This window comes from Priestia sp. JV24 (genome assembly GCF_025910025.1).
Classification (GTDB): Bacteria; Bacillota; Bacilli; order Bacillales; family Bacillaceae_H; genus Priestia; species Priestia megaterium.
Genome location: NZ_JAPCIN010000008.1, coordinates 22,810 through 37,140, shown reverse-complemented (window position 1 = coordinate 37,140; position 14,331 = coordinate 22,810). Strand labels below are relative to the sequence as shown.

General features: G+C 36.8%; 12 protein-coding genes and 2 riboswitches. Of the genes, 3 read left to right on the top strand and 9 right to left on the bottom strand.

What is annotated here, in order from left to right:
- Nucleotides 1-6: 6 nt before the first annotated feature.
- From OK414_RS02150 to OK414_RS02135, 4 genes are all read right to left on the bottom strand, one after another.
- Entirely contained in the window at nucleotides 7-612 is a 606-nt protein-coding gene (locus OK414_RS02150) for a DedA family protein (protein WP_013081566.1), read from the bottom strand.
- A gap of 161 nt (nucleotides 613-773) precedes the next feature.
- Nucleotides 774-1,805 (bottom strand): sporulation integral membrane protein YtvI, encoded by a 1,032-nt coding sequence (ytvI, locus tag OK414_RS02145; protein WP_016762885.1) that lies wholly within the window; start codon nucleotides 1,803-1,805, stop codon nucleotides 774-776.
- Nucleotides 1,806-2,018: 213 nt separating this feature from the next.
- The gene (locus OK414_RS02140) at nucleotides 2,019-3,278 is read right to left on the bottom strand and encodes a cation:dicarboxylate symporter family transporter (protein WP_016762884.1); all 1,260 of its coding nucleotides are present in this window, start codon (nucleotides 3,276-3,278) and stop codon (nucleotides 2,019-2,021) included.
- A gap of 106 nt (nucleotides 3,279-3,384) precedes the next feature.
- Nucleotides 3,385-3,524: riboswitch (cyclic di-AMP (ydaO/yuaA leader) on the bottom strand.
- Nucleotides 3,525-3,796: 272 nt separating this feature from the next.
- Complete coding sequence (locus OK414_RS02135; protein WP_013055186.1) at nucleotides 3,797-4,621, bottom strand: undecaprenyl-diphosphate phosphatase; 825 nt, start codon at nucleotides 4,619-4,621, stop codon at nucleotides 3,797-3,799.
- 456 nt (nucleotides 4,622-5,077) lie between these two features.
- Between OK414_RS02135 and OK414_RS02130 the strand changes: the two genes are divergently transcribed.
- From OK414_RS02130 to OK414_RS02120, 3 genes are all read left to right on the top strand, one after another.
- On the top strand, nucleotides 5,078-5,368 hold the full coding sequence (locus OK414_RS02130; protein WP_034654652.1) for a hypothetical protein: 291 nt from the start codon (nucleotides 5,078-5,080) through the stop codon (nucleotides 5,366-5,368).
- An 81-nt stretch (nucleotides 5,369-5,449) separates the two neighbouring features.
- Nucleotides 5,450-5,564, top strand: a riboswitch (TPP riboswitch).
- Between the two features lie 113 nt (nucleotides 5,565-5,677).
- A complete protein-coding gene (gene thiC / locus OK414_RS02125) occupies nucleotides 5,678-7,447 on the top strand; it encodes a phosphomethylpyrimidine synthase ThiC (protein ID WP_016762883.1) in 1,770 nt (589 codons plus the stop codon).
- Nucleotides 7,425-7,613, top strand: coding sequence for a hypothetical protein (locus OK414_RS02120; protein ID WP_034654651.1), 189 nt, complete (start codon nucleotides 7,425-7,427; stop codon nucleotides 7,611-7,613). The genes thiC and OK414_RS02120 overlap by 23 nt, the downstream gene beginning before the upstream one ends.
- Before the next feature lie 113 nt (nucleotides 7,614-7,726).
- On the opposite strand, the gene OK414_RS02115 is transcribed toward OK414_RS02120, so the two are convergent.
- The 5 genes from OK414_RS02115 to OK414_RS02095 all read right to left on the bottom strand — a co-directional run bounded on the left by OK414_RS02115 (nucleotide 7,727) and on the right by OK414_RS02095 (nucleotide 14,017).
- Nucleotides 7,727-8,182, bottom strand: a complete 456-nt coding sequence (locus OK414_RS02115; RefSeq protein ID WP_228459479.1) for a VanZ family protein — start codon at nucleotides 8,180-8,182, stop codon at nucleotides 7,727-7,729.
- A gap of 259 nt (nucleotides 8,183-8,441) precedes the next feature.
- Nucleotides 8,442-9,338 carry a cation diffusion facilitator family transporter gene (locus tag OK414_RS02110; protein ID WP_014461808.1) on the bottom strand — a complete coding sequence of 299 codons (897 nt, stop codon included), beginning with the start codon at nucleotides 9,336-9,338 and terminating at the stop codon, nucleotides 8,442-8,444.
- Nucleotides 9,339-9,482: 144 nt separating this feature from the next.
- Entirely contained in the window at nucleotides 9,483-10,514 is a 1,032-nt protein-coding gene (locus OK414_RS02105) for a DUF3231 family protein (RefSeq protein WP_034654646.1), read from the bottom strand.
- 104 nt (nucleotides 10,515-10,618) lie between these two features.
- Nucleotides 10,619-11,797, bottom strand: a complete 1,179-nt coding sequence (gene yhbH, locus OK414_RS02100; RefSeq protein ID WP_013055180.1) for a sporulation protein YhbH — start codon at nucleotides 11,795-11,797, stop codon at nucleotides 10,619-10,621.
- Nucleotides 11,798-12,121: 324 nt separating this feature from the next.
- Nucleotides 12,122-14,017, bottom strand: a complete 1,896-nt coding sequence (locus OK414_RS02095) for a PrkA family serine protein kinase (protein ID WP_263046133.1) — start codon at nucleotides 14,015-14,017, stop codon at nucleotides 12,122-12,124.
- Nucleotides 14,018-14,331 lie beyond the last annotated feature (314 nt).

The following is a 14,331-nucleotide window of genomic DNA, read 5'->3' as shown; positions in this document are numbered from 1 at the left end:
GATTTATCAGCTCTGCCCTACTTGTTTATTCCGCACATATTTAATGATAAAAAACAATGCAATTAAAACAACAATTCCGATTCCAATAGGCTGCATATATTGAGACACAATCGGCCCCACCTCTTTCCACTTAGGTCCTAACTTATATCCTAAATATACGTAAATAGCCGTTACTGGAAGCATCGCCACAAATGTATAAATAGAAAACAGCCATACATTCATTTTTGCCATCCCGCACGGAAAAGAGATAGCCGTGCGCACTCCTGGAATAAAGCGTCCAAAAAAAGCAACCCCGCTGCCGTACTTATTAAAAAAGCGATCGGCGGCGTCAATTTCTTTTTCTTTCACCAAAAAGTATTTTCCATATTTTAAAACCAGCGGTCGTCCACCGTAACGTCCCAGTCCATAAAGAGTCAACGGTCCACAAACACCGCCTACTGTACCTGCAAGGATAGCCAGATACAAGTTCATATCACCTTGGTACACCCAATAACCTACTAAAGGTAAAACAAGCTCTGCCGGGACAAACTCAAACGTTAATGCTAGAATTACGCCAAAATAAGAGAGCTGTTTTAGCGCTTCAATTAAAGAAAGTAAAACCGACTCTAACAAAAATTCTCCTCCTCATATCATTAAATCTAAGACTGCAAAACTATAATTTAGCCGATTGATAGATAAAAACCAACGCGGCATAGTTTTTTCCTTTCCCTCTTTACGTATTACGTACTACAAAAGTTTCAATAAAAAAAAAGCGCTAGTTTTATCCAGCACTTTTATAGTTTAAAGTTAATTTGAATAATACCTACTTTACGAAGAGCATCGTATAAAATAACTAAAGCCGGTCCTAAAAATAATCCGACAAAGCCTAAAAGTTTAAATCCAATGTACAAACTAACTAGTGCAGCCAAAGGTGAAATACCCATATTTGTAGAAAATACTTTTGGTTCTACTACACGTCTTACTACCGTAATGACTCCAAATAGAATAAATAAGCCGATTGCTAATGAGTCATGCCCTTGCGTAAGAGCAAAAATCCCCCATGGAACGAGCACCGAGCCTGTCCCAAGGATTGGTAAGATATCGACAATTACAATTAATAAACTAAGCAGCGCGGTATACGGAACATCTAATAACCAAAGCCCTACATAAGCCATTACAAACGTCATGACACTTAAGATAATTTGTGCCTTAATAAAACCAACCCCCGCTTGGATAAGCTGAGTGATGACAACTTGTAGCTTATATTTCGTTTCTTCTGTTAAAAATGACTTAATTTTATTTTTAATAGCAGGCAGCTCAAGGCTGATAAATACAAGTGCTACTAAATAAATAAGAAACTCTAATAGAAACCCAGGAACAGTAGCAGCAAAGCTAATGATGATTTCCACGGTACTTTTTAATAGAGAATCTAATGAATTTACGGTTTTTTCAAGCGTGCGCTCGATAGAAGAAATCACTTCTGTAGGAAGAGCATTTGAATAGTATTTCCACTTAATAATAGTTGGAAAAATCGCGGTTTCATAGATTTCTTTTACAAAGGAAGGCGCTATTTTTGAAAGAGCAACCACTTGCGTAACGATTGTCCGAACAATAAAAAATCCAATAAGTATGAGCGAAACAACATATAAAATGAAGGTCATAAGCACTGCATAGACTCTCTTCATTTTAAAAGATTGATGCAATTTTTGAACAATACCCTCAAGCGCTAATGCTGTTAATAAAGCAAACACAATTGGTAAACTGTAAGGGATTAACAAACATACGATTACTATCGAGGCGATGACCCATATTCGCTTTTTCCACATACTCTACTATCCCCCTACTAGCTAAGCTATCTCTATATTTATTGATAAAGAAAGGAACCAGTGACTGCTTTTATGTAAGAATAAAATTTGGATATATTTATACCTGATGTTACATATTATAGGGTCAATTCCCATAATAATAAAGGAATTATTATGAAAAAAGCTACTTATTCTAATTTTTCGAATAGAATAAGTAGCTTTTTAATTTATAAATTAGCCGGCTCTCATGATCTCTGTACCTTTTTTAGGGTCAAATTTGCCTTCAGATTTAGACATCACAATTGCTGCTAGTGTGTTTCCTACTAAGTTAACAACCGTACGTGCCATATCCATGATTCTGTCTACTCCAGCAATGAAGGCTAATCCTTCTGCCGGAACACCGATTGTTCCAAGAGTAGCCAGTAATACAACAAATGATGTTCCTGGCACGGCAGCCATTCCTTTAGATGTAACCATCAATACCAGAATGAGCGTCAGCTGTTGAACGATCGTTAAATCAATACCGTACACCTGCGCTAAGAATAACGCTGCAATCGCTTGATAAAGAACGGAACCATCTAGGTTAAATGTATAACCAATTGGTACAACGAACGATACGATAGCTTTTGGACAGCCCATCTTTTCAAGTTTTTCCATAATACGCGGAAGAACTGTCTCAGAACTAGATGTACTGTATGCTAACAACAGTTCATCTTTCATATAGCGGAATAAGTGGAAAATGTTAATTCCTGCCCATTTCGCAATTCCTCCTAATACAACAAGTAGGAAGAAAATTAAAGCTAAGTAAACTAAGATAACAAGCTTTCCTAATGAAAGAAGTGAATCTAAGCCGAATTTTGAAACTGTTACACCAATTAAAGCAAATACACCAATTGGCGCCACTTTCATTACAAGGTTTACCACGTGAAACATTGCGTGAGAAACACCGTCGAAGAATTGTACAACTGGCTTTCCTCTTTCTCCAATTGCCGCTACTCCAAGTGCAAATAACACTGTAAAGAAGATAATTGCTAGCATGTCTCCTTCAACAATTGACTGGAAAAAGTTTGTCGGAACAATGTGTAAGAAAGTTTCAGCCACTGACTTTCCTTCTTGCTGTTCGGATGTTTCAACGTATTGTGAAATATCACTCTTCTGTGCTGAATGAATGTCTACACCTTGCCCAGGATGGAAAATATTAGCAATCAATACACCGATTACAATTGCAAAAGTCGTAATAATTTCAAAATAGAGAATGGTTTTAACGCCGAGCTTTCCGACCTGTTTACCGCTCCCTGCTCCTGCAACTCCAACGACTAAGCTTGAGATAACAATTGGAATAACAATCATCTTAATTAATCTTAAAAATAGGTCTCCTAGCGGCTGTAGGTATGTTACTACACGCGGATCATTAAACCAAATTACCCCTACAAGAACACCGAGGATTAATCCGGTAAAAATCTGCGTAGCCAAACCAAAACGAATTTTTTTCATAGATGTACCTCCCCAAAGATGTATGACATTTGTATATATTTTTCTGAAAAAACAAAAAAAGACTATTCTTAAGAAAGAACAGCCTTTTACTTACGCTATTTTGGGCTCTTTCTCTCAATGAAGCAAACGGGGTTAACTGTCGGATTCGGAATTGAGAGTTTCCTACCTTTTGTAAGGATTCACCCCAAGGCAGCTTTACTGCCGATAATGATTCCCCCGCTCTATACGATTAAGCTTATTATTCAGTTTTTATAAAATTAAAACGATCTATACGTTGTCATACGTTTTTTACAGTCAATAAAACTAAACAGAAGTCTTACTTTTACTTAACTTTATACTGCACAAATATTAATTTACTATTTTTCGACACGTTTTGTCAATACCTATGTTTATAAAACGCTTTCAAAAGGCGATAATATATATTTATGCAAAAAAGCTATTGCAATGTTGCAATAGCTTTTTCTTGCTCTTTGAGTCTCTATTAGAAGTTTAAGGGAATAAAGAACACGCGTATTTTTTTATAAAAATACAAAATATAGAATAGCTGCTAAAACAATTCGATATAGTGCAAATGGTACTAATTTGATACGATTAATTAATTTCAAGAAAAAGCGAATAGATACCAGCGCAAAAATAAAGGCGCTGATAAAACCAGCAATAAAAAACGGTAGTGCATCTGATGTGAAATACTGCCAGTTTTTAACCAATGAAAGTCCACTTGCTCCTGCCATGATTGGCACTGCCATAATAAATGTAAAATCTGCCGCTGCCTTATGGCTCATTCCAAGAAGAACCCCTCCTGAAATCGTTGAGCCTGAACGAGAAAAACCTGGCCAAAGAGCAATACATTGAAACAGTCCTATACCCAGTGCTTGTCCATAAGACATTTGGTCCACCGTCTCTACACGCGGACGTTTAGGTCCAAACAAATCTGCTAGAATCATTAATACAGCTCCGACTACTAAGCCAATTAGTACCGTATTTAAAGAAAACAAATGTTCATCAATGTAATCATCAAACAAAAGTCCTAACACTCCTGCAGGTAACAGTCCAACAATTACCTGCATTAAATTCAAGCGATTTGTCGGTCCAATTGGAGCAGCTGGCTTTTTTCCCAATCCTAATAAATTAATGAAACGATCTTTAAAAATAACTACTACTGCTAAGATCGAACCTAGCTGAATAACAATTTTAAATGTATTAGCTACTGGAGATGAAAATAATTCTTTGGAATTTAACCACAGGTCATCCACAATAATCATATGCCCAGTTGACGAAACAGGAGCAAACTCTGTTAAACCTTCTACAATCCCTAAAATGATTGCTACAATAATTTCCCACATAAAGCTATGTACCTTGCCTTTCTTTCAAATTAATAAGCTTATCGCTTCGTTTTACATGCTCAACTATTTTCCTATTTTGACACTTGCTTTTTTATCATAATTGTTAAAACTATGAAATACAATGTGTATTTGCAAAAAGATAAGAATCTTTAATAATTCGTAATAAAAACCTTACATGCTATAATCAAAAAACACGATATCAGCTTTTATTTATTTTAGAAAGCAGTCACTATGTTCGGTATAAATTCCGGTCCCTTAGCTAAAAATGAATCATCTAGACTATTTTTCTTTAGTATAAAAAATGACTAAATCATTATGTTTTTTCCATCCCCTTTACTGTCATCTATCATTTTAATCAACTAGTGCTTGCTTATACGACATATCCCCTAAGTAATTTGAAACTTTTTTCTCTCTTTTCTCGTATATAGTAGTATCTTTTTTAGGAGGCTTTTTACTATGAATGGAAATGTACGTACAATGAAATGGGTCACTGCTGGGTATGAAGCCTTGCTGGGAATTCCTTTAATTGGCGCGGGGATTGTTATGGGCTTTAGTTATACTCCTCTTTTTATTGGATTTATTCTTCATGCTATCACGCTCATTTTAGCTAATAGACGAGGGTTATCTGCGTATGGAAACATACTAGGGATTGTTACTTCACTGATTGCTTGGATTCCATTTTTAGGGTTTATCATGCATATTATTACAGCTATTGTGATTGCAATCGATGCTGCTAGACAACGCTAATTGTCTAGCTTTTTTTATTTAAGGGTTGATTTTTTACTGAATGATGGTAAACTTAAGCCGTAAATTGAATAATTTGAATGTTATTTCTACTAGGGGTGTCTGATAGCTCAGACTGAGAGAAGAGTGCAATAAAACTCTTTAACCCTTTGAACCTGATTTGGGTTATACCAGCGGAGGGAAGTAGTCTTGAAAAGAATAGTATATGTTTATTCTTTTTTCGCCTATTCCATCGGGTTCTGTCTATCACAGAACCCGATTTTTTTATGGTTCGGTATAGCTACACTTTATGCGAAACCGGAGGAATATGTAATGTCAAAACAAAATGTATCAGTTTCTATGAAAAAGCCTTTTCCAAACAGTCACAAAGTATATGTCCAAGGATCTAGAGAAGACCTTAAAGTGCCTATGCGTGAAATTCATCAGTCTCCTACTACAGGATCTTTTGGGGAAGAAGAAAATAGTCCCGTACGTGTATACGACACGAGCGGTGTTTATACAGATCCCTGTTATGAAATTAATTTACAAAAAGGATTACCGGCTCTGCGTGAAAAGTGGATTGCAGAACGAAACGATGTAGAAACATATCAAGGCCGTACGGTTCAGCCACAGGATAACGGGTATTATGATGGTGATCCAAGAGATCAGTATGAGCGCTTTATCACTAATCGTTTACCTTTGCGCGCGAAAAAAAATCAAAATGTAACGCAAATGCACTATGCAAAAAAAGGAATCATCACGCCCGAAATGGAATTTATCGCTATTCGTGAACAGATGGATCCTGAAGTCGTGCGTGAAGAAGTAGCAAGAGGACGTGCGATTATCCCTAATAATATCAATCACCCTGAGAGCGAACCGATGATTATCGGCCGCAAATTCCATGTGAAAATCAATGCTAATATCGGAAATTCAGCTATTCGTTCAGCTATTGAAGATGAAGTAGAAAAAATGACATGGGCAACGCGTTGGGGAGCCGATACAATTATGGATTTATCAACAGGAAAGGATATCCACACAACGCGCGAATGGATTATCCGCAACTCGCCTGTTCCTGTAGGGACCGTTCCTATTTACCAAGCGCTTGAAAAAGTAAAAGGTGTAGCAGAAGATCTAACGTGGGAAGCATATCGCGATACATTAATTGAACAAGCAGAGCAAGGTGTTGATTACTTTACTATTCACGCAGGTGTACTTTTACGCTATATTCCTCTAACAGCGAAACGTACGACAGGTATTGTTTCACGCGGAGGATCCATCTTGGCGCAGTGGTGTTTAGCTCATCATGAAGAGAACTTTTTATATACTCGCTTTGAAGAAATCTGTGAAATCTGTAAAGCATACGATATTTCTATTTCGCTTGGCGATGGGCTACGTCCTGGTTCCATTGCAGATGCCAATGATGAGGCACAGTTCGGTGAATTAGAAACGCTTGGTGAATTAACTAAAATTGCTTGGAAACACGATGTTCAAGTTATGATTGAAGGCCCTGGACATGTCCCTATGCACCTCATCAAAGAAAACGTAGATAAACAAATGGAAATATGCCAAGAAGCTCCCTTCTATACTCTTGGACCGCTTACAACCGACATCGCTCCAGGCTATGACCATATTACATCAGGTATCGGGGCTGCAATGATTGGCTGGTTTGGGACAGCTATGCTTTGCTACGTAACGCCAAAAGAACATTTAGGTCTGCCAAATAAAGAAGACGTTCGAGAAGGCGTTATCACCTATAAAATTGCTGCGCATGCCGCTGACCTAGCAAAAGGCCATCCAGGAGCACAAAAACGCGATAACGCGCTGTCTAAAGCAAGATTTGAATTTAGATGGAATGATCAATTTAACCTGTCACTAGATCCAGAGCGCGCAAAAGAATATCACGATGAAACACTTCCCGCTGAAGGTGCTAAAACAGCCCATTTCTGTTCAATGTGTGGACCTAAATTCTGTTCGATGCGTATTTCTCAAGATATTCGTAACATGGCTCAAGAAAATGAAAAAGATGTAAACGAAGTAAGAAAAGAAGGAATGAAAGAAAAAGCTAAAGAGTTTGTTAACAGTGGTTCAAATATCTATCAATAATGAAGTAGAACAGCTTAAAGAACAAATTAAGCAGCTTGAAAGAAAGTTATTATTTGTTCAGCAAAATTGTCAGCACATTATCGTTGAATCCTCACATTCTTCCGTAAGACGCTGCATTAAGTGTTTCTATCAGCAAGAAGCAAAAGCTGAGCCAGAAATATTTTAGTTGAAGAAAAATCCGAACGATTCATCGTTCGGATCTTTTCATTGTGATGGTAAACGTAGACTTCATATCTGTAGCTGCTTTCTAGCTATTGATTCAGTTATGTCTCCATCTCTTTATCTTTTTTTGAAACGTGCTTTCAGCACGTTCTTGACCCAATATAGTATTTTAATAATAACCCAGCCTATAAATGTACCTAGCGTATTCAAAAAGATATCATCAATATCAAATACTCGTTCCGTTAGCTTGTACTGTAAAATTTCAATCAGAAAACTGATTAAGAAACCTGTCGTAAACACTTGAATAAAACCGTCAAACCACTTCATAAACAAAGGGATAAACATTCCAAGCGGCGCAAACATCACGATATTCCCCAGTATATTTGTCAGAGTGAGCATTATATTCCCGCTGTCCCACATCAGACGGATCGTGCTAAATAAATCCAAGTTCATTGCTTTTCCGTAAACATGTTCGTTTTCCCGTATGAGAGTAGCATAAATGACCACTGCCGTATACGCAATAAATAGAATGAACATGACTTTTTTAACGATTGACCTGATGCTTACATTCACTTCAACATCACCTTCTTTGACTCCCAAAACCATTTATTATTATCTATATGTACCCGTCCACTGCTTTCATTCGTAGTGAATGCATTTACATGCTTTTTTATCCTATCACATCAATAAATAAATACAATTCCCTTTATACAATTTTATTAAACTTGATTCTTTATAAATAAAAATCCTCATTATTTTATGCTACTCATTTCATTAATTTCTACATATATAAATAATAAGAAGCAGCGAGTAACACTTCGCTGCTTCTTATTTAATCTGGATAATAAGGATTCAAATGGATTAATACTTCCTGAATATTATCATGTTTTTTCATAAGTGTTGCTTTGATTTCTCGTCCTAAATCATGACCTTCCTTAATTGTTTTAAAGTGGTCAATTGAAATACGTACATCCACTAATATGTAATGGCCATGTTCTCTTGCTCGAACGCGATCAATCCGCTTCACATCTTCAAATTCATAAATGCTTTCTTCAAGTTCTTTCAGTAGCTCTTCATCAATATTGCCTTCCATTAAGATTTGAAAAGACTCTCCCATCATTTGTCTGGCAATGTTAAAAATTAAATAAGCAACAAATATACTTGCTATTTTATCTCCGTATAACAGCAGTTGAACATCCATTTTATCACCAATAATCGATAATAAAACACCAATTGCCGCTGCAATAGAAGCAACAATATCTGCTTTATGATCAAAAGCAATTGCCTCAATTGCCTTACTGTGGTGCTGCTTCGCTACGTTTAAAGAATAACGGTACAACAATACCTTTGCTATGTATGAAATAACAGCAATCCACATGGCTAAAATATTTGGAGATTCAACCGGATGGAATAAACCAACGACTCCTTCAAATACCACATAAAATGATACAAGCAATAAAATAATTCCTACGATTCCTGAGACAATCACTTCTGCTTTTCCATGTCCATATGGATGGTCATCATCTGCTGGTTTATTTGCTACTCGTATAACCAATAAGACAATAATAGAGGCAAATACGTCCGCTGCAGAGTGAATACCATCAGCAAATACAGCATCACTATTTCCAATCCATCCTACTATTACTTTTCCTAGCGTAAGAGCAATATTGCTCCATACGCTAATCCATGCTACTTTTTTCGCAATGGACTCCCTTATACTGTTGTTCATTTCCACACCTCGACTTACTTCTTGAAAAATCAGCTTTTTTATCTTATCACTGCTCATTCAAGTGGGTCTAGAGCAATCTATTTTCGCTTAGCTATATATGTTTCAGTACCGCAAAATTACTGATAACCCACAACATGCTCCTTATTATTTCTCCGCCAACTTCTTACGGTCTGTTGCCATTGGAGGTTCTTCCATCCAACCTTGCTCAATCATAATCCGAATTCCATCTTTTCCGTACTTTCCTATACGTCCAATTAGCTGAGAAAATTCTACTGCTACATCCGAACGGAACGACATAGACAAGCCAGCACCGCAGTTATCAATAGCGATCGTCACCGCTGCGGAAGTATGATACATCATCAGTTTATCTGAAAACGGTGAAATCGTTGAGTTGGTTACATACGCATCAAGCAGACGCGGACTTGGTAAATCAGCTTCAGACAGTAACTCGGTAAAGTGCTTGATTTGCTTACTCGCAAGCTTGACTCCATCAAAAAAATAAGAGCGTAATTTTTGTGTGGTGGCTACTTGACTAAAGGCCAGCATCAGCGTTTTACCTAATACATTTGTATTAACAATTTCTTGAATAGCCGTAATCTCCAAAGAAGTTAGAGGATGCATTTGAGAGAAAAGTGGTGATATAAACGTTTTCTGGTCCACAAAATTCACTTTTACAGGATAAGGAATAAACGGAGGTCTCATCAGCATGCTTTTTCTTAAAATAACGTGGTTAGAACTCTCTAAAAGACTGTCGCTTTCTTTTACACATCGAGACAGGTGATCATAAATATCTTGCCTTCTTACTGCGCTTAGGGCTCTGGCATATTTCTTCATACCTCCAATTGCCATTTCATTTACATAAATAGCCATAAAAATATCATCAAATAAAGCAGGAACTCCTTTGTTCACATCTTGTTCCCCAAAACCTACTGGTATTGGAATTTTTTCTGAACTGAATAATTCCGTCAATTCGTCTACATGAGTTTGTGAAATCTGATGGGCTTTTTTTAAGAGCTCCTTAATCTCGGCATCTTTTACAACAGATAGAAAATACCCAAGAACACATACATACAGCGTATCGCCTAAATATTGCGCCCATAAGTAACCTAACTCAGCTGCGTTCAACCGCTGATTTTGTTGATGTTTTTGCATTTCGCTCTTTATATTTTCGTTCATTCACTTATTCTCCTTTTGGATAAAGTCGTACTTTTACTATCTCCAAAGAAGCGCTGAATAAACCGCATAAAAAAGACCTAGATAACAAGTCTAGGCCTTTTAGGTTACGCATATTTCTGGTCTTCTGTTTCTTTTCTAAAAAAGCTTTTCATCGCGTGAAAAACGTCTGATTTTTGTTTTAAAATAAAGTGTCTAAAACTTTCGTCTTGAATATTTTTGTAAGCAGACATTAAAGTGGAATGTCGATTGTACTGATTCACTTCCCCATATCCAAACATATTTGACACTTTCATTAATTCATTTACTAACTTTACACACCTTGCGTTATCTGAAGTTAAGTTATCGCCATCTGAAAAATGGAACGGGTAAATATTATAGCGGCTCGGATCATACTTTTGGTTAATTAATTCAAGCGCTTTTCGATAAGCAGATGAACAGATGGTTCCTCCGCTTTCTCCTTTGGAGAAAAAGTCTTCTTCTGATACTACTTTTGCCTCTGTATGATGCGCAATAAATTCAATTTCCACTGTTTCATATTTCGTACGTAAAAAGCGTGTCATCCAAAAGAAAAAGCTTCGTGCCATATACTTTTCCCATATGCCCATCGAACCGCTCGTATCCATCATAGCTAAGACGACTGCTTTCGATTCCGGCTTTATAACTTCATTCCACGTTTTGAATTTTAAATCTTCCGGATAAATAGGATGAAAAGCAGCCTTTCCTGTCATTGCGTTTCGCTTATAAGCGCTCATCATCGTTCGTTTTTTATCAATATTCCCCATCAAACCTGTACGTCGTATATCATTAAATTCAATGTGTTCCACAACAATTTGATCAGATTCTTTTCGCTGAAGATTAGGCAGTTCTAATTGAGCAAATAAAGCCTCTTGAAGCTCCATAAGAGACACTTCTGCTTCAAAGTAATCTTCTCCAGCCTGGTCACCTGCTCCTTGACCTTTCCCTGCTCCTTTTTGACCATCTCCAGCAGATCCATCACGTGCTACTACATCCCCAACTTTACTGTCTCCATCACCTTGACCCACATGTTTGTTTTTATCATAATTGTACCGAATTCGATATTCATCCAATGATTTGATCGGAATTTTAACAACTTCTCTTCCATTAGACATCACGATATTTTCTTCTGTAATTAAATCCGGTAAATTATTTTTAATTGCTTCTTTAATTTTTTCTTGATGTCTTTTTTGATCATCGTGGCCTTTACGATGGAGGGACCAGTCTTCTTTTGAGACAGCAAAACTTTTATCTACTTCTTTTCCCACGCTATTCCCCTCCTTATTTAAAAAACACCTGCACGTTTTTACTCGGCATGCATAAGCTATACCGAAAGTTTCTGACAAATACCTTTAGTTCAAAGGTTGGTTACTCTTATCCTATGCGCAAGAATGGTATACTTGCTAACTAATTCTTTCACTATTAACTATTCATTTTATAGTGTCTAGTGTCATGTATATGTTTATGACTTATCATATGATGGTTAAGTGCAATGCGTACTACACATTAGCCTAATTATGCAGAGTTTATTTTAAGAGATAAGAAAAACATGGCACAGATCGGAAGTGCCATGTTTTCTTGTTAGTACTGAGTTATCGATTTAACAAACTTCCTACATAGCGCAGCAGTTCATTAGCAGATACTGAATTGTATCCATGCTCATCAATCAATCGAGCCACTACTTCATTTACTTTCTTCAGCTGCTGCTCATCTGGTGTTTTAGTGGATGTTGTAATTTTCACTACGTCTTTTAAATCCGCAAACAATTTTTTCTGAATCGCTTCGCGTAAACGCTCATGGGAATTATAATCAAATCGTTTTCCTTTACGTGCATAAGCCGAAATACGAATTAGGATTTCTTCGCGGAATGCTTTTTTTGCATTTTCTGAAATACCAATTTGTTCTTCAATTGAACGCATTAATTTATCATCTGGATTTAACTCTTCTCCTGTTAGCGGATCACGAAGCTTATTTTTGTTGCAGTATGCTTCGACATTATCTAAATAATTATCCATTAATGTTTTAGCGGACTCTTCATACGAATAAACGAACGCTTTTTGCACTTCTTTTTTAGCAATTTCATCATATTCTTTACGCGCCAGAGAAATATAATTCAGGTAACGCTCTCGATCCTGAGCAGAAATAGACGCATGCTGTGCCAGCCCTTCTTTCAATGAACGCAGTACATCTAATGCATTGATTGATTTAATATCTTTTCGAATGATGGTAGATGAAATGCGATTAATGACATAACGAGGATCAATACCGCTCATTCCTTCATCCGTATACTCTTTTTGTAACTCTTCTACGTCTGCATCGTTATAGCCTTCTACAGATTGACCGTCGTATAGGCGCATCTTCTTTAATAAATCGATATCGCCTTTTTTAGGCTCTTTTAATCTCGTTAATGTAGTAAAGATAGAAGCAATACGTAACGTATGAGGGGCAATATGAACATCTGATACGTCACTTTCACGAATCATCTTGTCATAAATTTTTTCCTCATCACTCACTTTTAAGTTATATGGAACAGGCATTACAATAATTCGTGAATGCAAAGCTTCATTTTTCTTATTGGAAATAAACGAGCGATACTCTGTTTCATTCGTATGCGCTACGATTAATTCATCTGCACTAATTAAAGCAAATCTTCCTGCTTTAAAGTTTCCTTCTTGGGTTAAAGAGAGTAAATGCCATAAAAATTTCTCATCACATTTTAACATCTCCTGGAACTCCATCATTCCCCGGTTTGCTTTATTAAGCTCTCCGTCAAAGCGGTAAGCACGCGGATCTGATTCAGATCCATACTCTGCAATTGTTGAAAAGTCAATGCTTCCTGTTAGGTCGGCAATGTCTTGAGATTTCGGATCAGAAGGACTGAACGTTCCAATTCCAGTTCGTTTGTCCTCTGAGAAGAAAATGCGTTCGATAATGACGTCTTCAATTCTCCCGCCATACTCTTCCTCTAATCGCATTGTATTTAAAGGAGATAAGTTTCCTTCGATTCGGATACCATACTCTTCAAAGAAGTCTTTACGTAAATGATGTGGAATTAAATGCAGCGGATCTTCATGCATTGGGCATCCTTTAATAGCGTAAACAGCTCCTCGATCAGTAAGCGAATAAGCTTCAAGCCCTCTTTTTAACATGGTCACTAGCGTCGATTTACCACCACTTACTGGACCCATTAAAAGTAAAATACGTTTACGAACATCTAAACGCTTTGCAGCTGGATGAAAATATTCTTCCACCAAGCGTTCTAGCGAATCTTCAAGTCCAAACATTTGTCCACTGAAAAATTTATAATGTCTTTTACCATTTACCTCTTCAATTCCTGCATCCTTTATCATGTTGTATACTCTAGAGTGTGCAGGCTGAGCAATTAAAGGCTCATCTTTAATCAGCTTTAGGTACTCTTCAAATGTCCCTTCCCACTTAAGACGATTCTCTTCTTCGCGGTATCTTTCAACTTTCTTTAATATATCCATTAAAGGACCTCCCCTACTAGTTATGGTGCTAGTGAACAAGATTAATACAATCTATGCAGCAAAATGTTTGAACATGCTTTTTAAATTGTAAAATTCAGAAATTTGTCCTTGCTAGGCATTCACAGTAAAGTATTTATTAGCTATAATAAAAGAGTAAGAAGGAACGGCTAAACTTTGTTAGAGAACTTATGTCTCTAGAAGAGTTATTTTGTCATTATTATCATCATGAGATATGGGAAGTCGGTTTTAACTGCAGTAGCTATATAATCCTTTTAATTAGATTGAGGAGGAAAATCAATGCGCTTACTTTTAGT